This window comes from Mycoplana sp. MJR14, assembly GCF_029210525.1.
Lineage (GTDB): Bacteria > Pseudomonadota > Alphaproteobacteria > Rhizobiales > Rhizobiaceae > Mycoplana.
Genome location: NZ_JARGEO010000002.1, coordinates 208,442 through 234,215, shown reverse-complemented (window position 1 = coordinate 234,215; position 25,774 = coordinate 208,442). Strand labels below are relative to the sequence as shown.

General features: G+C 66.9%; 21 protein-coding genes. 10 read left to right on the top strand and 11 right to left on the bottom strand.

What is annotated here, in order from left to right; translation table 11 throughout:
• Positions 1-117: 117 nt before the first annotated feature.
• The gene (locus tag P0086_RS05385; RefSeq protein WP_112600590.1) at positions 118-555 is read left to right on the top strand and encodes a cytochrome c-type biogenesis protein; all 438 of its coding nucleotides are present in this window, start codon (positions 118-120) and stop codon (positions 553-555) included.
• Here P0086_RS05385 and P0086_RS05380 read toward each other — a convergent pair.
• Positions 544-1,158 (bottom strand): hypothetical protein, encoded by a 615-nt coding sequence (locus tag P0086_RS05380; protein ID WP_275783303.1) that lies wholly within the window; start codon positions 1,156-1,158, stop codon positions 544-546. The genes P0086_RS05385 and P0086_RS05380 overlap by 12 nt on opposite strands.
• 177 nt (positions 1,159-1,335) lie before the next feature.
• On the opposite strand from P0086_RS05380, the gene P0086_RS05375 reads away from it, so the two are divergent.
• The 4 genes from P0086_RS05375 (at position 1,336) to P0086_RS05360 (ending at position 8,254) form a co-directional block, all read left to right on the top strand.
• On the top strand, positions 1,336-2,925 hold the full coding sequence (locus tag P0086_RS05375; protein ID WP_148149806.1) for a Do family serine endopeptidase: 1,590 nt from the start codon (positions 1,336-1,338) through the stop codon (positions 2,923-2,925).
• A gap of 119 nt (positions 2,926-3,044) precedes the next feature.
• The gene (locus tag P0086_RS05370; protein ID WP_112593976.1) at positions 3,045-3,728 is read left to right on the top strand and encodes a response regulator transcription factor; all 684 of its coding nucleotides are present in this window, start codon (positions 3,045-3,047) and stop codon (positions 3,726-3,728) included.
• A gap of 1 nt (position 3,729) precedes the next feature.
• On the top strand, positions 3,730-5,166 hold the full coding sequence (locus P0086_RS05365; RefSeq protein WP_275783300.1) for a HAMP domain-containing sensor histidine kinase: 1,437 nt from the start codon (positions 3,730-3,732) through the stop codon (positions 5,164-5,166).
• Between the two features lie 136 nt (positions 5,167-5,302).
• Positions 5,303-8,254 carry a bifunctional [glutamine synthetase] adenylyltransferase/[glutamine synthetase]-adenylyl-L-tyrosine phosphorylase gene (locus P0086_RS05360; RefSeq protein WP_275783297.1) on the top strand — a complete coding sequence of 984 codons (2,952 nt, stop codon included), beginning with the start codon at positions 5,303-5,305 and terminating at the stop codon, positions 8,252-8,254.
• Between the two features lie 41 nt (positions 8,255-8,295).
• On the opposite strand, the gene P0086_RS05355 is transcribed toward P0086_RS05360, so the two are convergent.
• The 3 genes from P0086_RS05355 to P0086_RS05345 form a co-directional block, all read right to left on the bottom strand.
• Positions 8,296-10,641: a PAS domain-containing sensor histidine kinase gene (locus tag P0086_RS05355; protein WP_275783294.1), complete on the bottom strand. Its 2,346-nt coding sequence runs from the start codon at positions 10,639-10,641 to the stop codon at positions 8,296-8,298.
• Positions 10,642-10,814: 173 nt separating this feature from the next.
• Positions 10,815-13,463 carry an aminopeptidase N gene (gene pepN, locus P0086_RS05350; RefSeq protein ID WP_275783291.1) on the bottom strand — a complete coding sequence of 883 codons (2,649 nt, stop codon included), beginning with the start codon at positions 13,461-13,463 and terminating at the stop codon, positions 10,815-10,817.
• 234 nt (positions 13,464-13,697) lie between these two features.
• A complete protein-coding gene (locus tag P0086_RS05345) occupies positions 13,698-14,810 on the bottom strand; it encodes a methyl-accepting chemotaxis protein (protein ID WP_275783289.1) in 1,113 nt (370 codons plus the stop codon).
• Between the two features lie 292 nt (positions 14,811-15,102).
• Between P0086_RS05345 and P0086_RS05340 the strand changes: the two genes are divergently transcribed.
• The gene (locus tag P0086_RS05340; protein ID WP_275783286.1) at positions 15,103-16,041 is read left to right on the top strand and encodes a DMT family transporter; all 939 of its coding nucleotides are present in this window, start codon (positions 15,103-15,105) and stop codon (positions 16,039-16,041) included.
• A gap of 45 nt (positions 16,042-16,086) precedes the next feature.
• Here the strand turns inward: P0086_RS05340 and P0086_RS05335 are convergent, their stop codons facing one another.
• The 5 genes from P0086_RS05335 to P0086_RS05315 all read right to left on the bottom strand — a co-directional run bounded on the left by P0086_RS05335 (position 16,087) and on the right by P0086_RS05315 (position 19,890).
• Complete coding sequence (locus tag P0086_RS05335) at positions 16,087-17,385, bottom strand: MFS transporter (protein WP_148656741.1); 1,299 nt, start codon at positions 17,383-17,385, stop codon at positions 16,087-16,089.
• Between the two features lie 148 nt (positions 17,386-17,533).
• Positions 17,534-17,677: a hypothetical protein gene (locus P0086_RS05330; RefSeq protein WP_162714639.1), complete on the bottom strand. Its 144-nt coding sequence runs from the start codon at positions 17,675-17,677 to the stop codon at positions 17,534-17,536.
• A gap of 58 nt (positions 17,678-17,735) precedes the next feature.
• Positions 17,736-17,912: a hypothetical protein gene (locus tag P0086_RS05325; protein ID WP_275783282.1), complete on the bottom strand. Its 177-nt coding sequence runs from the start codon at positions 17,910-17,912 to the stop codon at positions 17,736-17,738.
• Positions 17,913-18,138: 226 nt separating this feature from the next.
• A complete protein-coding gene (locus P0086_RS05320; RefSeq protein WP_275783279.1) occupies positions 18,139-19,023 on the bottom strand; it encodes a uracil-DNA glycosylase in 885 nt (294 codons plus the stop codon).
• Between the two features lie 78 nt (positions 19,024-19,101).
• Positions 19,102-19,890, bottom strand: coding sequence for an SDR family oxidoreductase (locus P0086_RS05315; RefSeq protein WP_275783276.1), 789 nt, complete (start codon positions 19,888-19,890; stop codon positions 19,102-19,104).
• A 469-nt stretch (positions 19,891-20,359) separates the two neighbouring features.
• On the opposite strand from P0086_RS05315, the gene P0086_RS05310 reads away from it, so the two are divergent.
• Complete coding sequence (locus P0086_RS05310; protein WP_275783273.1) at positions 20,360-22,024, top strand: electron transfer flavoprotein-ubiquinone oxidoreductase; 1,665 nt, start codon at positions 20,360-20,362, stop codon at positions 22,022-22,024.
• 72 nt (positions 22,025-22,096) lie between these two features.
• On the opposite strand, the gene P0086_RS05305 is transcribed toward P0086_RS05310, so the two are convergent.
• The gene (locus P0086_RS05305; protein ID WP_112607678.1) at positions 22,097-22,462 is read right to left on the bottom strand and encodes a type II toxin-antitoxin system VapC family toxin; all 366 of its coding nucleotides are present in this window, start codon (positions 22,460-22,462) and stop codon (positions 22,097-22,099) included.
• A complete protein-coding gene (locus tag P0086_RS05300) occupies positions 22,459-22,677 on the bottom strand; it encodes a type II toxin-antitoxin system VapB family antitoxin (RefSeq protein ID WP_275783269.1) in 219 nt (72 codons plus the stop codon). The genes P0086_RS05305 and P0086_RS05300 overlap by 4 nt, the downstream gene beginning before the upstream one ends.
• A 169-nt stretch (positions 22,678-22,846) precedes the next feature.
• On the opposite strand from P0086_RS05300, the gene P0086_RS05295 reads away from it, so the two are divergent.
• The 3 genes from P0086_RS05295 to P0086_RS05285 all read left to right on the top strand — a co-directional run bounded on the left by P0086_RS05295 (position 22,847) and on the right by P0086_RS05285 (position 25,773).
• Positions 22,847-23,461 carry a L,D-transpeptidase gene (locus P0086_RS05295; RefSeq protein ID WP_112597280.1) on the top strand — a complete coding sequence of 205 codons (615 nt, stop codon included), beginning with the start codon at positions 22,847-22,849 and terminating at the stop codon, positions 23,459-23,461.
• Between the two features lie 309 nt (positions 23,462-23,770).
• Complete coding sequence (locus tag P0086_RS05290; protein WP_275783267.1) at positions 23,771-24,769, top strand: ABC transporter substrate-binding protein; 999 nt, start codon at positions 23,771-23,773, stop codon at positions 24,767-24,769.
• Positions 24,770-24,885: 116 nt separating this feature from the next.
• Complete coding sequence (locus tag P0086_RS05285; protein WP_112597284.1) at positions 24,886-25,773, top strand: proline/glycine betaine ABC transporter permease; 888 nt, start codon at positions 24,886-24,888, stop codon at positions 25,771-25,773.
• The last annotated feature ends 1 nt before the right edge of the window (position 25,774 follow it).

Below are 25,774 nucleotides of genomic sequence, written 5' to 3'. Positions count from 1 at the left end.
TGCGGGGAGAAGGTGCCCGGCAGGGCGGATGAGGGGCGAGACGCGCCGGGCAAGGATGAGGGGCGAGGCGCCCCGGCAGGCGGCGAGCGGCGTCGTGGCGTCCTTGCGCGGTCGGCACTGGCCTTCTTCCTGCTGCTTTCGCCGCTGCCGGCCTTCGCCGTCAATCCGGACGAGGTGCTCTCCGATCCGGCGCTCGAGGCGCGCGCGCGGGCGCTTTCGGCGCAGCTGCGCTGCATGGTCTGCCAGAACCAGTCGATCGACGATTCCAACGCCGAGCTCGCCCGCGACCTGCGCCTGCTCGTGCGCGAGCGGATTTCGGAAGGCGACAGCGACGCGGCGGTGATCGACTATGTCGTCTCGCGCTACGGCGAGTTCGTGCTGCTCAGGCCGCGTCTGCGCGGCGAGACGCTGCTGCTCTGGGGCGCGCCGATCCTGCTCTTCGTCGGCGGCGCGGTCGCCATGGCGCTGTTCGTGCGCCGGCGCGCCGGCAAGGCGGTGGGTGAACCGCTGACGGCGGAGGAAAAGGCAGAGTTGGAGAAGCTGCTAAAGGGCTGATGATCCACGCCTCCCGTTCTTTTGGGCCCGATCTGCCGCCTTTTCCCTGGAGAGTTTAAAGCAGGTCACTAGCACGGCGGGAGCTAGATACAGCGTATATGTCATGATGCCGATCATGAGGAAAACGCCTTCGTGGGGCGCGAGCGCGTGCCGGCGAGACCACTTGCCGGGATCGGCAAACATCGAACAGTTGCTGCCCCACGCTTTCGAGCTCGGCATTGCCGCCAACGCAATGTAGGCAGCAACAAGAATTGCACATCCTGCGCAGAATAGCAGTTCGGCTCGTGGTTTCGTCCGTTCGAGCCGTTCGGGAAATTGCCGCCTGTAGGTGTGCCAGTGTACGGCCAGGAAGAAAGCCACTCCCAGACCAAGAATGATCGCGACAATCTCGCCATTGAAGAGGGAGGAAATGAAGCGATCCGGGTCCAGTCCCCCGTATTGTTGGAGATAGGCCAGGTCGCACTGCATTCGAGGATAGATGAACGCGGGCAAGCGCGCCGGAGGGTATGCGACGCCGAGCTTGTAGGACGCGTAGGGCACCAGTCCGACGAACAGACCCGGCACGTGCCAGCGCATAGTGACGTCGAGGAGTAGTTTCACCATCGATGCAACGGGTTTGGGGCGTGACGCCTCACGCGGTGGCCATTTCCTTGCCGTTCAGCGACGCAGGCGAGCGAAACATTACCAAAATTTCATCCCGCGGATAGTGCACGGTAATGTGCAGACGCCTATCTGTTGGTCATCGATCTCCAGTCGAGACACCAGAGAAAAGGTTCCGCGATGTCCAAGCAAATTTCCTTCCGCCCCTCGCTCAAGACGGCTCTGAAGACCTCCACCGTGGCAGGTCTGGCGGCGCTGATGCTGGCGACCGGCATTCCTGCACAGGTGGTGCAGTCCTTCGCCGAGCCGGTCAAGGTCACCGGCCCGCAGGTCGCAAGCTTCGGCGACGTCGTCGATGCCGTCTCGCCGGCCGTCGTCTCCGTCCGCGTCCAGTCCGACATCAAGCCGGCCAGCGACGACAGCGGCAGCACCTTCAACTTCAACTTCGGCGGCCGCGGCTTCGACGAGCTGCCGGACGACCATCCGCTCAAGCGCTTCTTCCGTGAGTTCGGCGGCCCCGACGGCGGCCCTGACGGCCCCCGCGCCGACCGCGGCCCGCACCGCTTCGGCGACCGCGACCATGACGGCAAGCGCAAGGGCCACCTGCGCCCGACCTCCCAGGGTTCCGGCTTCATCATCTCCGAGGACGGCTACATCGTCACCAACAACCACGTCGTCGATGACGGCGCCGCCTTCACCGTGATCATGAACGACGGCACCGAGCTCGACGCCAAGCTGGTCGGCAAGGACAGCCGCACCGACCTCGCCGTCCTGAAGATCGACAACAAGGAGAACCGCAAGTTCACCTATGTCAGCTTCGCCGACGACAGCAAGGTCCGCGTCGGCGACTGGGTCGTCGCCGTCGGCAACCCGTTCGGCCTCGGCGGCACGGTGACCGCCGGCATCATCTCCGCCCGCGGCCGCGACATCGGCTCCGGCCCCTATGACGACTACCTGCAGATCGACGCGGCCGTGAACCGCGGCAACTCGGGCGGTCCCGCCTTCAACCTCGACGGCCAGGTCGTCGGCATCAACACGGCGATCTTCTCGCCCTCCGGCGGCAATGTCGGCATCGCGTTCGCGATCCCCGCTTCCGTCGCCAAGGACGTCGTCGCCGACCTGATGAAGGACGGCAAGGTCGAGCGCGGCTGGCTCGGCGTGCAGATCCAGCCGGTGACCAAGGACATCGCCGAATCGCTGGGCCTCGCCGAGGCGCAGGGTGCGCTGGTGGTCGAGCCGCAGGCCGGTTCTCCCGGCGAGAAGGCCGGCATCAAGAAGGGTGACGTGATCACCGCGCTCGACGGCGACCCGATCAAGGATCCGCGCGACCTCGCAAAGCGCGTCGCCATGATCACGCCCGGCACCGAGACCGAGTTCACGCTGTGGCGCAACGGCAAGTCCGAGACGGTCAAGGTCGAGATCGCCAAGCTCCAGGCCGACCAGCAGGCGTCTGCCGAGCCGGATCAGGCCACGCCCGACGAGCCGCAGTCGAGCGAGCAGGAGCTCGCCGACCTCGGCATCGCCGTCAGCCCCTCGGATGACGGCAACGGCGTCACCGTCGCCGCCGTCGACCCCGACAGCGACGCGAGCGACCGCGGCCTGAAGGAAGGCGACCGCATCACCTCGGTCAACAACAAGGAAGTCAAGTCGGCTGAAGACATCACCAAGGTGATCGACCAGGCCCGCAAGGACGGCCGCTCGCGCGCGCTGTTCCAGGTCGACACCGACGATGGCAGCCGCTTCGTTGCCCTGCCGATCGACCAGGGCTGATCCGCACAGCTCGATCCGGGCGCCGCGAAATCGCAAGGTTTCGCGGCGCCTTGCGTCTTGACGCGGCCCTGTCCGCGGCGATCTGTTCAAGCGCGCGCCAACCCGTGTAAGGTTCATCCATGAAGATACTGATTGTAGAAGACGATCTGGATGCCGCCGCCTACCTCACCAAGGCGTTCCGCGAGGCCGGCATCGTCTCCGACCATGCCAGCGACGGCGACAGCGGCCTGTTCCTGGCGACGGAGAACGCCTACGACGTGCTGGTCGTCGACCGCATGCTGCCGCGCCGCGACGGCCTGTCCCTGATTTCCGAACTGCGGGCGAAGGGCATCCACACCCCGGCGCTGATCCTGTCGGCGCTCGGCCAGGTCGACGACCGGGTGACGGGCCTGCGCGCCGGCGGCGACGACTACCTGCCCAAGCCCTATGCCTTTAGCGAGCTGCTCGCCCGCGTCGAGGTGCTCGGCCGGCGCAAGGGTTCGCCCGAGCAGGACATGACCTACCGCGTCGGCGACCTCGAGCTCGACCGCCTGGCGCATGTGGTCCGCCGCGCCGGCCGGGAGATCCTGCTGCAGCCGCGCGAATTCCGGCTCCTGGAATACCTGATGAAGAACGCCGGCCAGGTGGTGACGCGCACCATGCTTCTGGAAAACGTCTGGGACTATCACTTCGACCCGCAGACCAACGTGATCGACGTGCACGTCTCGCGACTGCGCTCGAAGATCGAGAAGGACTTCGACCAGCCGCTGCTGCGCACGGTGCGCGGCGCCGGCTACATGATCAAGGACGAGGTTTCCGCCTGACATGGCAGCATCGGACATGGCCTCGGGGATGAAAGCGCTGTTCCGGACCACCGCGGTCCGCCTTTCGGCGCTCTACCTGCTGCTCTTTGCCGCCTGCGCCGCCTTCCTCGTCTTCTACGTCACCTCGATGTCGCAGGGGCTTTTGCGCGACCAGATCCGCGACACCGTGGCGCAGGAGGCCTTCGAGATCCAGCAGGTCTACAACCGCGCCGGCATGAACGGACTGCTCAGGACGCTGGAGCGCCGCGCCCGCCAGCCCGGCGCCAATCTCTACATCATCGCCAATCCCGCCGGCGAGATCCTGGCCGGCAACGTGCTGTCGCTGCAGCCGGGCGTGCTCGACCAGGAGGGCTGGACGACGGCGCCGTTCCGCTACGAGCGCTTCGGCGACGAGGGCAAGTCCGAGCGCCATGCCGCGCTCGCCGAGGTGTTCCTGCTGCCCAACAGCCTGAAGATCCTCGTGGGCCGCGACCTCGGCGAGCCCGAAAACTTCCGCGGGCTCGTGCGCCAGTCGCTGGTGGTGGCGCTCGGCATCATGGGCATCGGCGCCCTGGCGATCTGGTACCTGATCGGCCGCAACGCGCTGCGCCGGATGGACCGGATGTCGGACGCCAGCCAGCGGATCATGGACGGCGACCTGACGCAGCGCCTGCCGGTCGGCGGCTCGGGCGACGAGTTCGACCGGCTGTCGGAATCGCTGAACGCCATGCTCGGCCGCATCGAGAAGTTGAACGAGGGCCTGCGGCAGGTCTCCGACAACATCGCCCACGACCTGAAGACGCCGCTGACGCGGCTACGCAACAAGGCGGAAGCCGCGCTCGCCGGCAAGACGGAGCCCGCCGAGTTCCGCGAATCCCTGTCGGAGATCATCGCCGAATCCGACCAGCTGATCCGCACCTTCAACGCGCTGCTGATGATCTCCCGGGTCGAGGCCGGCTCGGCGGTCGCCGAGATGGGGCCGGTCGACCTCACCCAGATCGTCGCCGACTGCGTCGAGCTCTACGAGCCGGCCGCCGAGGAGGCCGGGCTTTCGGTCACGGCCGAGATCGCGCCCGACATCCACGTCACCGGCAACCGCGAACTGATCGGGCAGGCGCTCGGCAACCTGCTCGACAATGCGATCAAGTACGTGGACGGGGCGCCGGAGGGCCGCATCGTCGTGCGGCTGTCACGCGAGGGCGAGGCGGCACAGGTGTCGGTCGCCGACAACGGGCCCGGCATTCCCGCCGAACGGCGCGCCGATGTGCTGAAGCGCTTCGTCCGCCTCGACAAGAGCCGCAGCAAGCCCGGCACCGGCCTCGGCCTGTCGCTGGTCGAGGCGGTGATGGAGGTGCATCACGGCACCCTGAAGCTCGACGCCACCATCGCCGGCGACGGGACCGAGCACGGGCTGACGGCGACGATGCGCTTTCCCGCAGGCGGCGCGGGGAAGGCCTGACGTAGCGCGTTCCTTGCTCGCGGCGAAGCTGTATCACCGTGATTTTCCATCGCCATCGGTTTTCCCGACGCGATCGGCCTGCTAGAGCGTGCTGTTGAAGGCTGGTGCCGATGCGCGTCGCGGGGAGGCGATGACGATGAAAGAGACGCTGCGACTGAGCGACATCGAGGCCGGTGCGATCCGGCCGCTGAACCAGACGGAGGTCAAGTCCGTCCTTTCCGACCTCAAGGATATCGCCCGCAGCCAGCCGGACATCGCAGACCTCCTCGCCGGCGAGGGCGCGCTGAAGGACTTCATCGCCGCCGCCCTGTCGCTGTCGCCCTATCTGAGAGATACCGCGCGGGTGTCGCCGGAGCTCCTGTCGAGCGCGATCGGCGGGCCGCTGCTGCCGCAGCTTCGCCAGGCGATCGCCGAGGCGCGCGGCGCCTGGGATCCGGCCCTCCACGAGAACGCCTCCGAGGCGGCGGTGATGGCGCGGCTGCGGCAGGCCAAGCGCAAGCTGTCGTTTCTCACCGCACTCGCCGATCTCGCCAGGCTGATCGACGGCCGCCAGACCACGGCCTTCCTCAGCGAATTCGCCGAAGCCGCCGTCCATGCGGCGATCGACCACCTGCTCCTGGCCGGACAGTCGGCCGGCAAGCTCGCGCTGAAGGACGAGTCGCGGCCGGGCGAGGGCTCCGGCGTGATCGTGCTCGGCATGGGCAAGCTGGGCGCCGGCGAGCTCAACTATTCCTCCGACATAGACCTCGTCGTCTTCTTCGACCTGCAGGCCGGCATCGCCGTCGACGAGAGCGAGGCGACCGAGACCTTCGCAAGGCTGGTGCGCCGGCTGATCCGGATCATGCAGGAGCGGACGGCGGACGGCTACGTGTTCCGGACCGACCTCCGGCTGCGGCCCGATCCCGGCGCGACGCCGCTTGCGATCTCCGTCGATTCGGCGATGCTCTACTACGAGAGCCGCGGCCAGAACTGGGAGCGCGCCGCCTTCATCAAGGCCAAGGCGATCGCCGGCGACGTGGCGGCCGGCGAGCGTTTCCTGCGCGAACTCGTCCCCTTCGTCTTCCGCAAGTATCTCGACTATGCGGCGATCGCCGACATCCACTCGATCAAGCGGCAGATCCACGTGCACAAGGGGCATGGCGAGATCGCGGTGAAGGGGCACAACATCAAGCTCGGGCGCGGCGGCATCCGCGAGATCGAGTTCTTCGTCCAGACCCAGCAGCTGATCGCCGGCGGCCGGATGCCGCAGCTGCGGCTGCGCGCCACCGAGCCGATGCTGCAGGAGCTTGCCCGCGCCGGCTGGATCGACGAGACGACCTGCAGCGAGCTGATCGCCGCCTACTGGTTCCTGCGCGACGTCGAGCACCGGATCCAGATGGTGCGCGACGAGCAGACGCACCTTCTGCCGGAGACCGAGGCCGAGCTGAAGCGGATCGCCTTCATGATGGGCTTTGCCGATGCCGCGGCGTTCTCGGGCGCGCTGGTCGAGGTGCTGCGGACGGTGGAGCGGCGCTACGGCGCGCTGTTCGAGCAGGAGACGAAGCTCTCGACGGAGGGCGGCAACCTCGTCTTCACCGGCCAGCGCGACGATCCCGATACGCTCGAGACGCTGCGCCGGCTCGGCTTCCAGCGGCCGGAGGCGATCTCGCAGACGATCCGCACCTGGCACTACGGCCGTTACCGCGCCACGCAATCGGTGGAGGCGCGCGAGCGGTTGACGGAGCTGACGCCCGAGCTCCTGAAGGTGTTCGGCGAGAGCAAGCGCGCCGACGAGGCGCTGTTGCGCTTCGACCAGTTCATCTCCGGCCTGCCGGCCGGCATCCAGCTCTTCTCCCTGCTCGGCAACAATCCGCGGCTATTGTCCCTGATCGTCAACATCATGTCGTCGGCGCCGCGGCTGGCGGAGATCATCGCCGGCCGGCCGCACGTCTTCGACGGCATGCTGGATCCGCGCCTGCTCGCGGAACTGCCGACCCGCGCCTACCTCGCAGAGCGCATCGACGGTTTCGTCGCCGGCGCCCGGCACTACGAGGAGGTGCTGGACCGGCTGCGCATCATCGCCGCCGAGCAGCGCTTCCTGATCGGCATCCGGCTCCTGACGGGCACGATCGACGGTGTGCGGGCGGGGCGCGCGCTGACCCACGTCGCCGACCTGATCATCGAGGCGGCGCTCGGGGCGGTCAGGCGCGAGATCGAGGCGGCGCACGGGACGTTTCCGGGCGGGCGGGTGGCGATCCTGGGCATGGGCAAGCTCGGCAGCTTCGAGCTGACCGCCGGCTCCGACGTCGACCTGATCCTGCTCTACGACCACGACGGCGCGGCGTCCGCGGAATCGCGCGGGGCCAGGCCGCTGGATGCGACGCGCTATTTCGCCCGCATGACGCAGCGGCTGATCGCGGCCCTCTCCGCGCCGACCGCCGAGGGCGTGCTCTACGAAGTGGACATGCGGCTTCGCCCCTCCGGCAACAAGGGGCCGGTGGCGACCCGCATCACCTCCTTTGCGAAGTACCAGCAGGAGGAGGCCTGGACCTGGGAGCACATGGCGCTGACGCGCGCCCGCGTCGTCTGCGGCGACGAGAGCCTCACCGCCGAGACCCGCGCGACCATCGCCGCCGTGCTCGACCGCCGGCGCGACGTCGCGGCGATCGCCAAGGACGTCGCCGAGATGCGCGCGCTGATCGACAAGGAGAAGCCGCCGCGCGACATCTGGGACCTGAAACTGATTGCCGGCGGCCTGATCGACATCGAGTTCATCGCGCAGTTCCTGGCGCTTTCGGCGCCGGCGCGGGGCGGGGCGCTGCCGGAGCAGGCACTGCCGACCGCGGATGCGCTTGCCGTGGTCGCACGCGGGCAGATGGACGAGAACGACCTCGACACGGTCCAGCAGGCGCTGCGGGTCTATTCGGAGATTTCCCAGATCGTGCGGCTGTGCATCGACGGGCCGTTCGATCCGAAGGAGGCGCCGGCCGGGCTGGTCGACCTCGTCTGCCGCGCCGGCGACTGCCCGGACGTCAAGACGCTGGAGGCCGAGCTGCGGCGGCTCTCGAAGGCCGTGCGCCGCATCTTCCAGGCCACGGTCGCGATCTGATCCCGGGCGGCCGAACGGGGCGAGGACGCGATCGTCGCGCCTCAGCGTGCCTGGCGGCAGGGGGACACGACGTCGTCGGCCGCCGGGATGCGCACGGAGACGACGGTGCCCTTGCCCTCCACCGAGAAGATGCGCATGCTGCCGCCGTGCAGCCGGGTCAGCGACCGGGAGATGGCAAGGCCGAGGCCGGAGCCGCCCTTGCTCTTGGCGTACTGGCTCTGCACCTGCTCGAACGGCTGGCCGATCTTGGCAAGCGCCGCCCGCGGGATGCCGATGCCGGTATCGGCGATCGTCAGCGTCACCGCGCCGCCCCGCTTCTTTGCCCGCACATGCACCTGGCCGCCCTTGTTGGTGAACTTCATCGCGTTCGACAGGAGGTTCAGCAGGATCTGCTTCATCGCGCGGCGATCGGCGATCAGCGACAGGCCCGACGATACCTGCTGGTGGACGCGGACGTTCTTCTGCTTCGCCGAGATCGACGTCAGCCGCAGCGTCTCCTCGATCAGCGGCGCCAGGTCGATGGCGTCGCAGCTGATCCGCATGTGACCGGCCTCGATCTTGGACATGTCGAGAATGTCGGTGATGACGTTCAACAGGTGCTGGCCGCTGTCATGGATGTCGCGGGCGTATTCGTCGTACTTGTCCGAGCCGAGCGGGCCGAACATCTGGTTCTGCAGGATCTCCGAGAAGCCGAGGATGGCGTTCAGCGGCGTGCGCAGCTCGTGCGACATGTTGGCCAGGAATTCCGACTTGGCCCGGTTGGCAGCCTCCGCGCGTTCCTTCTCGGCCTGGTAGTTGGCGTTGGCGATGGAAAGCTCGGCCTTCTGCTTTTCCAGCGTCGCGCGCGAGGCCGACAGGTCGCTGATCGTCGCCACCAGCCGTCGCTCGGATTCGCGCAGCCGCGCCTGGTGGCGCTTGATCATGGTGATGTCGGTGCCGACCGAGACGAGGCCGCCGTCGCGGGTGCGCCGCTCGTTGACCTGCAGCCAGCGCTCGTCGGCAAGCTGAACCTCGGTGGTCTGCGAGCCGGTATTGTCGCTGTCGGCCATCCGCCGGGCGATCACCGGCCGCGCGGCCGCCGCCAGCACCACCAGCCGTTCGGTGCCCGGCACCAGCACCTCGTCGGGAAGCCCGTAGGCCTGCTGATAGTGCGCGTTGCACATGACGAGGCGATCGTCCTTGTCCCAGAGCGCGAAGGTCTCCGAGGTGCATTCGATCGCCACCGCCAGCCGCTGGTCGGCCTCGTGGTAGCGCTGCGCCAGCTTGTGCTGCTCGGTCACGTCCATGGCGATGCCGATCATGTGGGTGCGGCCTGATCCCATGCGGATCAGCTGGGCGCGGGCGCGCAACCAGACATAGTGGCCGTCGGCATGGCGCATGCGGAAGACCTGGTCGACCTGCCGGGCTTCGCCCTTGGCGATCGCGCGCGCCACCTGGTAGATGCCGTCGTCGTCGGGATGCATCAGCCGCGCCGCGTCGCCGAAGGAGAGATAGTCCTCGCGCGGGGTCATGCCGAGCATCTCGTACATCGAGCGCGACCAGAACAGCCGCCGGCCGGACAGGTCGAAATCCCAGAGCCCGCAGCGTCCGCGCGCCAGCGCCGTCTCCACCCGCAGGTTGGATTCGGCGAAGATCGCATCGGCATCGCGCGAGCGCTTCGCCTGGAGGAAATAGGCGTAGAGGACGATGCCGAGGATGGCCGAAATGCCGGCAAACAGCGTGACGTTCAGCGACAGGTCGCTGCGCCACAATTCGTCGATCGCCCCGACCGGGCTCGCCACCATCGCATAGCCGCCGGCCGCCGGCACGTCGACGACGGCGACATAGTGATCGACGTCGCCCACCCGGGCGCGAACGACGCCGGAGGGGTCGCCGAAATAGTGGGACGCGGCCACGTCCGGCGCGATCCGCGTCATCGACATGCCGACATAGCCCGCCCCCGACAGCGAACCGGCGAAGACCCGGCCGTCCTTCTGCACGAACAGCACGAGCGCCCCTTCGGGCAGCCGGTCCTGCGGCAGGAATTTCGACAGCGCGCGCTCGATGTCGCCGCGCCGGCCCTCGGCCATGAGGCGGCCGTCATCGGTGGAGACGAGGATCGACACGGCGGCCGCCATCAGCGTGGTGCCGTCGCGCAGGCTCGCATCCATGCGCTGGTGTTCGAGAACGAGGCCGGTCAGCCGCGAAATGCCGACGACCAGGAGGAACGCGATGATCAGGATCGGGATCGAACGCTTCAGGACGGGCTCTGCGCGCGACAGGCGGAACGCCGCCGGCCCGGCAAAGATCCTGGCATGTTCTGCCAGGTCCTGGTTCCAGGGTGCCAAGCCCGGAAATTTGAGGCGAATCCGCCCCTCGGCTGCGCGACCCCGTTGCGCGTCCGCCATGTCCAATATCCTGTTTCTTCTGGTGATTCGAAAACGCCGCCGTCCGAATCTAAGCTAATGAATCATTCGCGATTCACCTTGTCCAGAGGAAAAGGTAACGAGTTTTTAACCAGTTCTCATCGTTGGGAAATTGTAGTCCGGCGACGGTGCCGCCGGAGCGTTCGGCAGCCTTCTCAGCCGTTCAGCATCCGCTCGACGATGTCGGAGACGTCCGCCGACAGCTTCTCCCCGGCCGCGACGCGCCGCAGCGCGTTCAGCGCATGCTCCGCCCGGCCTTCCTCCAGCGCGCGCCAGGACCGCATCGAGGTGAGGATGCGCGCGGCGAGCTGGGGGTTCTTCGGGTCGATCTCGAGGATCTGCGCGGCGAGGAACCGGTAGCCCTCGCCGTCGGGACGGTTGAAGCCCGTGGGGTTGGAGAAGGCGAAGGTGCCGACCAGCGCCCGCACCCGGTTCGGGTTGTTGCGGTTGAAGAGCGGGCTCTCCATCAGCCGCTCGACGCGGGCGAGCGCGCCGCTGCCGGGGATCGTCGCCTGGATCGCGAACCACTTGTCGATGACCAGCGGGTTCTCGGCGAAGCGGGCGCGGAAGCTCTCGAGGGCCGCCTGGGTCTCCGGCGCCTCGGGGAAGCGGTGGGCGAGGACGGTCAGCGCCGCACTCAGGTCCGTCATGTTGTCGGCGGCGGCGAAGGCCTTCGCGGCCCGCTCCGGCGTGCCTTCTGCGATGGCGAGATAGCCGAGGGCTGCGTTGCGCAGCGCCCGCTTGCCGGCACTTGCCGCATCCGGGGTGAAGCTGCCGGTGGTGTGGTTGCGGTCGAAGAGGGCCGCAAACAGTGCTGCGCCCTTGTGGGCGACGACGGAGAGGACGGCCTCGCGGCCGGCGCGGATCGCATCGGGATCGTTGTTGCTGCCGTGCTCGCGGGCGACGTCGGCCTCGCTCGGCAGCGCCAGGATCTGGGCGCGGAAGGCGGGCTCCAGCGTCTCGTCGCCGGCGACCGCGATCAGCGTCTCGGTCAGCATCGGATCGACGGCGATCTCGCCGCCCTCGCGGGCCTTGCGCGCGGCCTCGACGAGGTTGGGAAGGGCGATGTCGCTGATCGCCTGCCAGCGGGCGAACAGGTCGGCGTCGTGGCGGGCGATGTGGGCGAGGTCGGCCGGCGCCTGCTCGAAATGCACGTTGATCGGCGCCGAGAAGCCGCGGTTGAGGGTGACGACCGGGCGGCCGCCGATGCCGGAGAAGGTGACGACCTGGCTGCGGGCGGTGAGGTGCAGCACGTCGCCGGTGATCTCGGCGCCCTCGATCGCCGAGGGCTTCGCTTCGGTGCCGTCCGGCAGAAGCAGGCCGAAGCGCAGCGGGATGTGCATCGGCTCCTTGGCGGACTGGCCGGGCGTCGGCGGCACCATCTGCTCGAGCGAGAGCGTGAAGACGCCCTTCGCCTGGTCGAAGGCGCTGGAGACGGAGACGAGCGGCGTGCCGGCCTGGTGGTACCAGAGCGAGAACTGCGCAAGGTCGCGGCCGCTGGCGTCCTCGAAGCACTTGACGAAGTCCTCGATCGTCGCCGCCTCGCCGTCGTGGCGCTCGAAATAGAGGTCCATGCCCGCCTTGAACAGGTCCGGACCGAGGAGGGTCGCGATCATGCGCGTCACCTCCGAGCCCTTCTCGTAGACGGTCGTCGTGTAGAAGTTGTTGATCTCGCGGTACTTGGTCGGCCGCACCGGATGGGCGAGGGGACCGGCATCCTCGGGGAACTGCTCCGACTTCAGGTGACGCACCTCGGCGATCCGCTTGACCGCGCGCGAGCGCTGGTCGGCGGAGAACTCGTGGTCGCGATAGACCGTCAGGCCCTCCTTCAGGCACAGCTGGAACCAGTCGCGGCAGGTGATGCGGTTGCCGGTCCAGTTGTGGAAGTATTCGTGGGCGATGATCGCCTCGATATTGGCATAGTCGCCGTCGGTGGCGGTCTCCGGGTCGGCCAGCACGTACTTGTCGTTGAAGACGTTGAGGCCCTTGTTCTCCATCGCTCCCATGTTGAAGTCGGAGACGGCGACGATCATGAAGATGTCGAGGTCGTATTCGCGGCCGAACACCTCCTCGTCCCACTTCATCGAGCGCTTCAGCGCGTCCATCGCATAGGCGGCGCGCGGTTCCTTGCCGTGCTCGACATAGATCTTCAGCGCCACCTCGCGGCCGGACATGGTGGTGAAGGTGTCCTCGACGACGCCGAGGTCGCCGGCGACGAGCGCGAAGAGATAGCTCGGCTTCGGATGCGGATCGAACCAGGCGGCGAACGCGCGGCCCTCGTCATAGCCTGCGCCGCCGAGGAAATTGCCGTTCGACAGCATCAGCGGGTTGGCGGCCTTGTCGCCGATGATGGTGATCGTATAGGGCGCCAGCACGTCGGGCCGGTCGGGGAAATAGGTGATGCGGCGGAAGCCCTCGGCCTCGCACTGGGTGCAGTAGATCCCGTTGGTGCGGTAGAGGCCCATCAGCTGCGTGTTGGCCTCGGGATTGATGTAGGTGGTGATCGTCAGCTCGAAGGGGGTTTCCGCCGGCAGGTCGCGGATCGTCAGGCTCTCCGGGGTGGCGTCGTACTGGCTGGCCGGCATCTCGTTCTGGTCGAAGAGAAGGCCCGAGAGCGTCAGCTCGTCGCCGTCGAGCACCAGCGGCGCTTTCGGATCGACGCCCTCGCGGCGATGGAAGATCAGCCTGGCATCGACCTTGGTGTTGGTCGGGTCGAGTTCGAAGGTCAGGTCGACGCGTTCGAGAACGAAATCGGTCGGGCGGTAGTCTGCCAGATGGATGATCCGGCCGTTCTCAGTGCGCATGGTCTGTCCTGCTCGTGTCCTTCGCCTTGCTTCGTTTTAGAGGAACCTGACAAGGGGGGAAAGGACGGATTGGTCTTCTGCTGGCCCCTTCATATTCGCTCGGGCTTAACATCTCATTGCCGTAAGGCGTCCTCGCCTGACATTCTGCAATTCACGGCTGTCCGTGAAGGGGGATGAATCCGGCCGGCCGGCTGCGACCGAGGCGGCCGTCCACGGTCGGGGCAAGGGGCGGTGCTACTTCTGCGACGCCAGCGTCTCGCGGATCTCGGCGTCGTTCTCGGTCTGCTGGACGACCACGCCGGTCCAGCCGAGCCCGTCATAGTCCTCGTAGCCGATCGTCTTCGCAAAGGCGACGATGGTGCCGTCGGGCGCGTAGTAGCTGCCGCGCATCGCCCCGCCCGGATTGCTGAGGCCGAAGCTCGTGAAGATCATGGCGGGGCGGTTCGAGGCGATGACGCGGTTGTCGCCGTCGAGCAGCATCACATGCGTCCGCTCGGCCACATGCGGCGGCAGGCTCGCCTCCTTCTCGACGATCGACTGGCCCTGCTGCTGCCAGTCGAAATAGACGCCGAGCGTGCCGAGCAGCTTGCCGTTCGGCAGGCCGCCTTCGCGGACGCCGGCGGCATAGACGATCGCATGCCGGCCGTTGTGCAGGTTGCTCGGCTGGACCCGCTCGACCGCGTAGTCGTCGCCGCTTTTCGTCGCCGCGGCGGCGCGGAACCAGTCCTTGTCGGACAGGTTGACGCCGCGCACCGAGCTGGCATAGGCGGGGTTGGCGGAGGCCACCACGCGTCCGTCGGCATCGGTCATGACGAGATCGAGATAGACCGTATAGTACTTGGCGATCACCGACAGGCGGGCGGCAGCGGCATCGAACGCGCTCCGGCCCGGCGCCTGCAGCGCCTGCCAGAGGGCGGGATCGGTCGCCCACCACCGGACGTCGGCGGTGCGCTCGAACAGGTTGCGCACGATCAGCTGCACCAGCGTCTGCGCCATGTCGACGAGCCGCACGCCCTCCATCTGGTTGACGAGCGATTCCGAGACGGAGCGGCCGAGCGTGATCCGGCCCAGCACGTTGCGCTCGAACTGGTGGGCGATCGTGCTGGAGATGTCGGCCAGCCGCTGCACCTCGGAAGCGACGACGGCGAAGCCCTTTCCGGCCTCGCCGGCGCGGGCCGCCTCGATGCTGGCGTTGATCGCCAGCATCTTGATCTGGCGGGCGATCGAGCTGTTCTCCTCGCTGAAGCGCTCGAGATCGGTGCCGATGCCCTCCGCGATGGCGCGCATGGTTCGGGGCGTGGCGGAAAGCTGGGAATGTGCCTGTGCAGTCGCGGGGTTGGCGGACATGGCAATCTCGTGAGCGTGACCGGCGGGGCGCGTCGCCGGCGGGGTGAAATTGATCAAAATTTTCTCAATTATGATTAATGCTCAATATTTGAGAAATGGTATATAAATCGTATGACTAATGCCTGCGGCGCCGAAAATCGCAAGGCGCCCATCAAAACCTGTTCAGGCACATCACCAAAATTGATCCCGAATCCCTGTGCCGTCGTATAGGATCGGCGCCAGCGATTTCCCGTCCGATGGATGCCGATGCCCTGCGGCCGACGAGGCTGCGAACAAGAGACTGTGAATAAGCATGGAGTTTGCCGAGCAGCAGCCGATGAAGGCGATCTTTCTCAAGGTCTCCTCCGTCGCAATCTTCGTTTGCATGTCCACGTTGATCAAGGCGGCGGGGGAGGGCATCACGACCGGCCAGATCACCTTCTATCGCTCGGCCTTCGCGATGGTGCCGATCATGGCCTGGCTCGCGGTGCGCGGCGAGCTCGTCGATTCCTTCCGCACCTCGGCCATCCTCGGCCATCTCGGCCGCGGCTTCGTCGGCATCCTGGCGATGAGCTTCGGCTTCTATGGCCTCGTCCATCTGCCGCTGCCGGAGGCGATCGCGATCGGCTACGCCATGCCGCTGATCGCGGTCATCATCGCGGCGCTGTTCCTGAAGGAGACGGTGGGGATCTATCGCTGGTCGGCCGTGCTGGCGGGGCTCGTCGGCGTCGCCGTCATCACCTGGCCGCGGCTGACGCTTCTGGAGCAGGGCGGCGTCGGGACCGCCGAGGCGCTCGGCGCCCTGGCCGTGCTCGCGTCGGCGACGCTGGGCGCCATTGCGATGGTGCTGGTGCGCCGTCTGGTTCAGACCGAGAAGACGCCGACGATCGTCCTCTACTTCTCGCTGTCGGCGTCCATCTTCTCGCTGGCGACCCTGCCGCTCGGCTGGGTCGATGTCAGCGGCCGCGCGCTGCTGCTCCTCGCCTTGGCGGGCTTCTGCGGCGGGGTGGCGCAGCTTCTGCTGACGGCGAGCTATCGCTATGCCGACGTCTCCACCATCGCCCCGTTCGAATACACCTCGATCCTGCTCGGCATGGGCTTCGGCTACGTCCTGTTCGACGACGTGCCGACCCTGACCATGCTCGCCGGCACCCTGATCGTCGTCGGCGCCGGCATCTTCATCATCATCCGCGAGCACCGGCTCGGCCTCAGGCGGAAGGCGGCGCGCCGCCACATGACGCCGCACGGATGACGGGGCAGGGCCGGGAAGGGCGACGAAGCCGCCCGGCCGCCGCGTTCAGGATTTCCACTGCGGCGTGGTCGTGTCGGCGACGAGATCCTCGGCCGCCTCGTCGGGGAGGCCTTCACCTTGCAGCGCTGCGGCGGCGCAGGTTTCGGCGCCGAGCGGCTGCACCGGCATCGCCTGGTAGTCGGTCTTCACCACCATGCCGGTCTGGGCGTCGCGGCGCATGATGCGCCAGGCGGCATAGCCGCCGTAGAGGGCGAAATAGAGCGTGAAGACGACGAAGAGCGCCGACGGCCCGAAGCGGTCCATCACCGGGCCGGCCACGAGCGGCCCGGAGATCGTGCCGATCCCGTAGACGATCATCATCCCCGAGGAAATCTCGACGTACTCGTCCGGCTGGGCGAGGTCGTTGGCATGCGCCACGTTCAGCGCGTAGATCGGAAAGAGCACGCAGCCGACGAGGCCGGCGACGATGTAGAGAAGGACCGGCGCGCCGCCCTGGACGGCGATCATGGCAAGGCTCGCCGCCACACCGACGCCGCCGCAGGCGACCATGACGAGCCGCCGGTCCATCCGGTCCGAAGCCCGCCCGATCGGGATCTGCGCCAGCGTGCTGCCGACGAGGAGGGCCGCCAGCAAGGTGGCGCCCTGCGTCGTGGTCAGGCCGATCCGCTGGGTGAAGACGCCGCCGAGGTTGAGCCAGGCGCCGGCGAGGGCGCCGGCGAGGAAGGCGCCGACGACGGCGACCGGCGAGCGCCGATAGAGCTTCGGCACGTTGAAGCGCGCCTGCGTCGGCGCGGCCGGCAGCGGCGAGGAGGTCAGCGCCGTCGGCAGCAGCGAAACCGAGAAGATGATGGCGCAGAGGATGAACAGCGTCGTGCTCTTCGGATCGCCGAGCGGCACCAGGTACTGGCCGGCGATGCCGCCGACCATGGTCGTCATCACGTAGAGCGAGAACACGCCGGCGCGGTTGTCGTTCGTCACCCGCTCGTTCAGCCAGCTCTCGATGATCAGGTAGCTGCCGGCGATGGCAAAGCCGGAAATGGTGCGGAACAGCATCCAGGCGCGCCAGTCGACCAGCACCGAGCAGAGCAGGATCGCGATCGAGAGCAGCGTGACCAGCGCCACGAACACGCGGACATGGCCGACGGCGAGGATGAATTTCGGGGTGACGATGCACGAGGAGGTGAAGCCGAGCGTGTAGCCCGTCGCGATCCAGGTGATCGTCTGCGTCGACCATCCCTCGGCGACGGCGCGCACGGGGATGACGTAGCTCTGCAGGCCGAACCCCACCATCATCAGCAGCGTCGACAGGAGAAGGCTTGCAAAGGGGATGAGGCTCGCCACCATGACGGGATTCCGGAAGACGGGTCCCCGTCGCCGGTATGGCGCGCGGGACAACAGGACTGTGCCTCTAAAGAAGTCCGTCTGCGGTGTCCACTGCGACAGCGGCTGGCGCAAAGGATGGGATGACGCCGATCCGGACCGGGATCGGCGCTCAGTTGGGCAGGAACGCCTTCAACTGGTCGCTCCGGCGGGCGGCGTCGCGGGGAAGCGAGGCGAGCACGTTGTATTCGCGCGCGGCGTTGACCGCGGTGCGGATGTCGTGCAGGTCGGAAATCAGCTTGCGGATCCGTTGCATTCGTGTCTTCCCGGGCATGGAGCGGCCTTGCGCGTTGCGGCTCAACGCGCAGGCGCGATCAGCGCTGGACGAACTCGGCGTAGATGTTGGCCGGGCGGTTGATGCGAGCGTAGCCGGAGGCCGTCATCTGCTCGTTGGCCGGGGTGCGCAGGCCACCGAAGCCATTGGCCGGACGGTAGCCGGCATAGCGCAGCGTCTCGAAGCCGGAATGGATCGGGCGAAGGCGGGCGGTCATGATCGAATATCCTTAATCTGTCCCCCCCGCATGCAATATTGCAGCGCAGCATCCGTCTTGCAATGCGACATTACGCCCTGCTGATATGCGAAGATCGCATGGCTTCCGTAATATTCTGTTCATGTCGAAGGCAGAAATGCGGACAGGAATGCAGGCCGCAGACCGGTCGAGGTCGAGCGGTCGTCATATATCATATTGAATTGTAATAGTTATTTTGTTGCGTGGTTCACGTGGCCGGACCGGCCAGTCCTGCGCGAAACGCAAGCAGGTCCTGCCAGGCGAGGCGCTTGCTGACCGGCGCGGCCACGAGATCCTGCGGGTGAAGCGTGGCGAGTGCCGGTATTTTTCGGCCGCCGATCGCCAGTTCCCGCCACTCTCCGCGCATCTGGTGGATGGTCTGCGTGCCGCCGAAGAAGAATCGGGCGGCGAAATTGCCGAGAATCAGCAGGTGATTCGGTGCGGCGAGCACGATCTGGCGCTCGATGAAGGGGCGGCAGATGTCGCTTTCCGGAGCGGAGGGAACGCGATTGCCGGGCGGCCGCCAGGGAATGACGTTCGTCAGCAGCACGTCGGCGCGGGCAAGGCCGATGCCGGAAAGCATGCGGTCCAGCATTGCGCCCTGCCGCCCGGAGAACGGCAGGCCCTCGCGATCGTCGTCCGCGTTCGGCATCGGCCCGATCACCATGATCGAAGGCTGCATGTTGCCTTGCGCGAAGACGAGGCCGCGGGCGCTGTTCTTCAGGTTGCAGCCGCCGAAACCCTCCATCGCCGCCCTGAGGTCGTCGAGCGTGGTTGCGGCGGCAGCGATGGCGGACGCCTCGGCCACCGCCTGGCTGTCGGGCATGGCGACGGCGGGAGCCGCCACCTCCTTCGGCGCCGGCCGCGCAGTGCCGCGCGCGCCCGCACTGCCGGAGGGCGCCTGGCTGCCGTCCGCGCTCCGGGCCGCGGCGTCGCCGCCGCCCTGGCGGGCGGCATGCGCCGTCCGCATCGCCTCGAATTCGGCGATCCGGTCGACGGGCTGGTCCTCGAGCAGCCATTCCACCCCCGCATCGGCGTGAAACGCGAGCAGGGCGGCCAGTTCGGCGGCTTGAAGGTCGGCGGCGGAGATCATGCTTCAGGCATACAGGAACGGCCGCACCCGCCGCAAGGCCAGCGGTGCGCTTCGGGGCGGGCCATCCACGCCGTCCGCTCAGGTCGAGCGTGCAGCACCCCCGTCGCAGCGCACGAGGGTGCCGGTGACGTAGCTTGCCGGCGCGCTGCAGAGGAAGGCGGCGGTGGCGGCGAATTCGTCGACCCGGCCGTAGCGGCGGGCGGGGATCTCCGCCTCGAACTCGGCCTGGACGTCCTCGATCGGCCGGCCACTGCGTTCGGCGGCGGCGGCATCGAGGCTTTCCAGCCGGTCGGTGCGGATGCTTCCGGGCAGGAGCATGTTGGCGGTGATGCCGTATTGCGCGACCTCGCTCGCCAGCGTCTTCGACCAGCCGGCAAGGGCCGGGCGCAAGGTGTTGGACAGCGCCAGGCCGGGGATCGGCTCGATCACGCCCGAGGAGGCGACCGTCAGGATGCGGCCCCAGCGCTGCGCCTTCATCTGCGGCAGGAGACGGTTGGTCAGCGTGATCAGCCGCAGCACCATCGCGTTGAAATAGGTCGAAAGCGTCTCCGGCGTCATGTCCTCGGTCGACCCCGGCGTCGGGCCGCCGGAATTGTTGACGAGGATGTCGATGCCGCCGAGCTTTTCGGCGACCGCCGCCTCGAGCGTCTCCACCACGTCGTCCTCGAACAGGTCGGCGACGACGAACGAGGCGCGGCCCCGACCCTCGGCGTTGATCGCGGCGCAGTTGTCCGCAAGGTTTGCGCCGTCGCGTCCGCACAGCAGCACGTCCGCGCCCTCGCGCGCCAGCGCCGCGGCGATCCCGCGGCCGAGCCCGCGCGACGAGGCGAGCACCAGTGCTCTCTTTCCCTTGATGCCGAGATCCATCCTGCCCTCATCTGCCAGTATGCGCCTTGTCCTGTCGCCGTGGCCGGTGCGGCGTCACGGTGCGGCTTGCGCGTGATCGGTTGCCGCCGGCAGGCCGCCGGCGTGCCGATGGCTATAGTATGCCCGCCGCCGATTGCCAAACAGGCCCGTGCCGTCGCCTGCGGCCGCATGCGCCGATCCTGTCAAGAATAGTTCCGGAAACGTCAACTTCGTTCATCGCATCGATCATAGGCTGTGGCTGTCCATCCGGCAGAGGCGGCTGCCGCGAGAGGGGCAAAACGGTGTCGCGGGCGGATTCTTTTGTTGACGTAAACGTCAATGCCAACAAATGTCGGCCCGCGGGCATGACGTCATGCGCAAATGCGGACACTCCCTGTCGCCCCTTGGCTCGACAGGGACTTGCGCATTTGTCATGAGGACCGCAATAACAGATCGGCCGTCAGCGGAACGGCAGCGGAGGCAGGAACGAATGAGCGAGGCGATGGAACTCCCCGAGCGCGAAAGCATGGAATTCGACGTGGTGATCGTCGGCGCGGGGCCGGCCGGCCTTGCTGCGGCGATCCGGCTGAAGCAGGTCGATCCGGATCTCTCCGTCGTCGTCCTGGAGAAGGGCTCGGAAGTCGGCGCGCATATCCTGTCCGGCGCCGTCGTCGATCCGATCGGCATCGACCGGCTGCTGCCCGGCTGGCGCGAGGAGGAGGGGCATCCCTTCAAGACCGAGGTCACCGACGACCAGTTCCTGGTGCTCGGCCCGGCCGGCTCGGTGCGCCTGCCGAACTTCGCCATGCCGCCGCTGATGAACAACCACGGCAACTACATCGTCTCGCTCGGCAATGTCTGTCGCTGGCTCGCCACCAAGGCGGAGGAGCTCGGCGTCGAGATCTATCCGGGTTTTGCCGCCTCCGAGGTGCTCTACAACGACGAAGGCGCCGTCATCGGCGTTGCCACCGGCGACATGGGCATCGGCCGCGACGGCGAGCCGGGACCCAACTATACCCGCGGCATGGCGCTGCTCGGCAAGTACACCCTCATCGGCGAAGGCGTGCGCGGCTCGCTCGCCAAGCAGCTGATTGCGAAATTCGACCTCTCGAAGGGCCGCGAGCCGCAGAAGTTCGGCATCGGCCTGAAGGAGCTGTGGGAGGTGAAGCCTGAGAAGCACAAGCAGGGTCTCGTGCAGCACACCTTCGGCTGGCCGCTCGGCATGAAGACCGGCGGCGGCTCCTTCCTCTACCATCTGGAGGACAATCTGGTCGCGGTCGGCTTCGTCGTCCACCTGAACTACAAGAACCCCTGGCTCTACCCCTTCGAGGAGTTCCAGCGCTTCAAGACCCACCCGGCCATCCGCAGCACCTTCGAGGGCGGCAAGCGGCTCTCCTACGGCGCCCGCGCCATCACCGAGGGCGGCTGGCAGTCGGTGCCGAAGCTGTCCTTCCCCGGCGGCGCCCTGATCGGCTGCTCGGCCGGCTTCGTCAATGTGCCGCGCATCAAGGGCAGCCACAATGCGGTGCTCTCCGGCATCCTTGCCGCCGAGAAGCTGGCCGATGCGATCGCCGCCGGCCGCGCCCATGACGAGCCGATCGAGATCGAGCGCGGCTGGCGCGACAGCGCCATCGGCTCGGACCTGAAGAAGGTGCGCAACGTCAAGCCGCTGTGGTCGAAGTTCGGCACCGCCGTCGGCGTCGCGCTCGGCGGCCTCGACATGTGGACCAACACGCTGTTCGGCCTGTCCTTCTTCGGCACGCTGAAGCACGGCAAGACCGATGCGGCCTCGCTGGAGCCGGCCGAGAAGCACCAGAAGATCGACTATCCGAAGCCCGACGGCGTTCTGACCTTCGATCGTCTCTCCTCGGTGTTCCTGTCGAACACCAACCACGAGGAAGACCAGCCGATCCACCTGCAGGTGAAGGATCCGGAGCTGCAGAAGACCTCGGAACTCGACGTCTATGCCGGGCCCTCCACCCGCTACTGTCCCGCCGGCGTCTACGAATGGGTGCAGAAGGACGGCAAAGACGTCTTCGTCATCAACGCCCAGAACTGCGTCCACTGCAAGACCTGCGACATCAAGGACCCCAACCAGAACATCAACTGGGTTCCCCCGCAGGGCGGCGAGGGGCCGGTCTATCCGAATATGTGAGGCCGCGGAGCGACGGCAGACGCTGCCGGACGATCGCCGGATGAGCAACCGTCGGGATCGGCGCCGGTTGTTCTAAGGGGTGAGGCCGACGCCGAGCGCCCCGGCGACGTTGGCCAGGCGTTTGTCGTGACTCCAGAGCCGTGCCTCGGGGGTCAGCATCGTTGATGCCAGCAGGTGGGCGTCGACATAGCCGATGCCGCTTCCCATCAGCGCATGCTTCCTGATGAGAAACAGGACCTCCGCATCGTCCGCGACCGTCGCCTGCGGCAGTTCCGTCAGCGCTGTGACAACCTGATCGTGGTTCCTGATCGAGCCGAGCGCGATCTCGCCCACCACATGGGGGTGCGCGAGAACCTGCCGCCGGCTGAGCATCGCTTCCAGGTGCCTGTTTCCTTGCCGCAGGTGATCGATCCAGACCGACGTGTCGACGAGGATCATTCAGAGGAACCGAGTTTGCCGCCGTCGTTCCACCTGCGCCGCGGCGCTGCCTTGGCATCCGGATCGCTGCCGCCAAGCCTGATCAGGCGGTGCGCCGCCTCGTGCTCCACCAGCTTGATCAGGGCCTCCTCCACGAGCGCGGACTTCTCCTTGATCCCCGTCACTTCCTGGGCGCGGGCGAGAAGTTCGTCGTCAAAGGTGATCGTGGTACGCATCGGGACCTCCGGATGGATTGCATCAAAAATAGCATCATTCGATGCGGCATTCAACGCACACCGCCCGTTTACGTATTCGTGATCACATTCCCGAACGCAGCCTTATCGATTCATTAACCATAATCTCAATAAACCTTGGCCATCCTATTGACTGACCAAGGACATAGTCATGCCGATTTCCCGCCGTGGCCTTCTGCTGGGCATGTCTGCCCTGCTTGCCGGATGCTCCACCGATGCGCCCAACCACGTCGCCAATTATGCGGCCATTCCGGACGAGAAGTTTCCACTGAAGGCCATGCCGCTGGACAAGGTGAAGCCGGAGCTTCGCCGCCAGGAGGTCGCCTACGAGGGGCCGCATAAGCCCGGCACGATCGTCGTCGACACGCCCGCCCGCCGGCTCTACTACGTGCTCGGCGAGGGCAGGGCGATGCGCTACGGCGTCGGTGTCGGCCGCGAGGGCCTGGCCTTTGCCGGCAGCGCCTATGTCGGCCGCAAGGCCGAATGGCCGCGCTGGACGCCGACGGCGAACATGATGCGGCGCGAGGAGCGCTACCGCAAGCTCGCCGGCGGTCTCGAAGGCGGCCCGTGGAACCCCCTCGGCGCGCGCGCCGTCTACCTCTACCGCGGCGGCAACGACACCCACTTCCGCATCCACGGAACCAACCAGCCCGAATCGATCGGCCTTGCCATGTCGAGCGGCTGCGTGCGCATGCTCAACCACGACATCATTGACCTTTACGAGCGCGTCAACGTAGGCGACCGGGTCGTCGTGATCCAGGCCTGATTCGCCTGCGCTCCAGGAAAAAGGCCAATTCTATCATCCGATTAGCGCCGCACCCGCATAACGGGCGGCGCTGGTCGCGTTGCATCCCTCCTTTCGCGGCGATTTGATGGCGATGGCGCAATGGGGCCAGTCTCGGACGCATTTTGAGCGACATTCCACCCCACGCCTGCAAAACTCGTGGCTGTGCATCCGACCTCTCCCGGCGCTTGCCGCCGGGTCGGTCCCGTGCTTCCAATCGCTGGTCCGGTTGCGGCGGTGCAGTCGGACAGTGGGGCGAAATCACCGCCTGAATAAATGAGGGAACCGACAATGAAGAAGCTTCTTGCAACCACGTGCCTCACCTTCGGCCTGTTCGGCCTTGCGGGCGCGGCCAACGCCGAATGCGGCGACGTGACGATCGCCAGCATGAACTGGCAGAGCGCCGAGGTCCTGGCGGCCCTCGACAAGATCATCCTGTCCGAAGGTTACGGCTGCAACGCCGATATCATCGTCGGTGACACTGTTCCCACCATCACCTCGATGATCGAGAAGGGCGAGCCGGATCTGGCGCCGGAAGGCTGGGTCGACCTGCTGCCGGACGTCGTCAACCGCGGCCTGGAAGAGGGCAAGCTCGTCGGCGCCGCGGTCGCGCTGTCCGACGGAGCGGTCCAGGGCTGGTGGATCCCGAAGTACATCGCCGACGCCAACCCCGAGATCAAGACGATCGACGACGCGCTGAAGCATCCCGAGCTCTTCCCCGATCCGGAGGACAGTTCCAAGGGCGCCGTCCACAACGGCCCGCAGGGCTGGGGCGGCACGGTCGTCACCGCGCAGCTCTACAAGGCCTATGGCGGCGAGGCCGCCGGCTTCAACCTGATCGACACCGGCTCGGCCGCCGGCCTCGACGGCTCGATCGCCAAGGCCTATGAGCGCAAGGAAGGCTGGGTCGGCTACTACTGGGCCCCGACCGCGCTGCTCGGCAAGTACGAGATGGTCAAGCTCGAGCACGGCGTACCCGCCGACGCCGCCGAATGGAAGCGCTGCAACACCGTTGCCGATTGCCCGGACCCGAAGAAGAACGACTGGCCGAAGGACAAGGTCCAGACGCTGGTGACCAAGGGCTTCTCCGAGCGGGCCGGCGAGGACGTCATGGGCTACCTCAACAAGCGCGCCTGGACCAACGACACCGTCAACAAGCTGATGGCCTGGATGACCGACAACCAGGCGAGCGGCGAGGATGGCGCCAAGCACTTCCTGCAGGAGAACGAGGCGCTGTGGACCCCCTGGGTCTCGCCGGAAGCCGCCGAGAAGATCAAGGCTTCGCTCTGATCATCAACGTTGTGACCTGGCGGCGCGCTCCCGGCGGGCGCGCCGCCAGATGCTTATTGGCCGCCGCCGGCAGCACGGCCGGTGGCGCCGCGACGTGAAGAAGAAGGGGAACGGGCATGGAATGGCTCACCAAATTTCCGCATATGAACGACGATTCGCTGCGCGAGCTGAAAAAGGCGATCGACGAAGGCTTCCGCGCGTTCACCCGCGCCTATGGTGATCTGATCGAATCCTTCTTCGAACCGCTGCAGTTCTTCCTCATCCAGTCCGAACGGCTGATGACCCGCACGCCCTGGCCGATCGTCATCCTCGCCATCGCGCTGATCGCCTGGTTCGCCAGCCGCAACTGGAAGATCGTCGCCGGTTGCGTCGGCACGCTGCTGGTGATCGGCTATTTCGACATGTGGGACGACACGATGAAGACGATCTCGATGATCTTCGTCTGCACCGTGCTGTCGATCGCGATCGGCATTCCGATCGGCATCGCCATGTCGCGCTCCGACCGCCTGCAGAACCTGATCAACCCGGTCCTCGACGTGATGCAGACGATGCCGAGCTTCGTCTATCTCATCCCTGTCGTCATGCTGCTCGGCATCGGCAAGGTCCCGGGCCTGATCGCGGTCGTCATCTATGCCATCCCGCCGATGATCCGGTTGACCAATCTCGGCATCCGCCTGGTCGACAAGGACGTGCTGGAGGCCGCAGACGCCTTCGGCTCGTCGGGCTGGCAGAAACTGAAGAACGTGCAGATGCCGCTGGCGCTTCCGACGATCATGGCCGGCATCAACCAGACGATCATGATGGCGCTGGCCATGGTGGTGATCGCCTCGATGATCGGTGTCCAGGGTCTCGGCCAGCCGGTGCTGAAGGCGATCTCCAACCAGTATTTCACGCTCGGCATCTTCAACGGCCTCGCCATCGTCGGCATCGCCATCATCTTCGACCGCGTCAGCCAGGCCTACGGCAAGCGGCTGCAGCGCCATCGCGAGATCGTGCACGGATAAG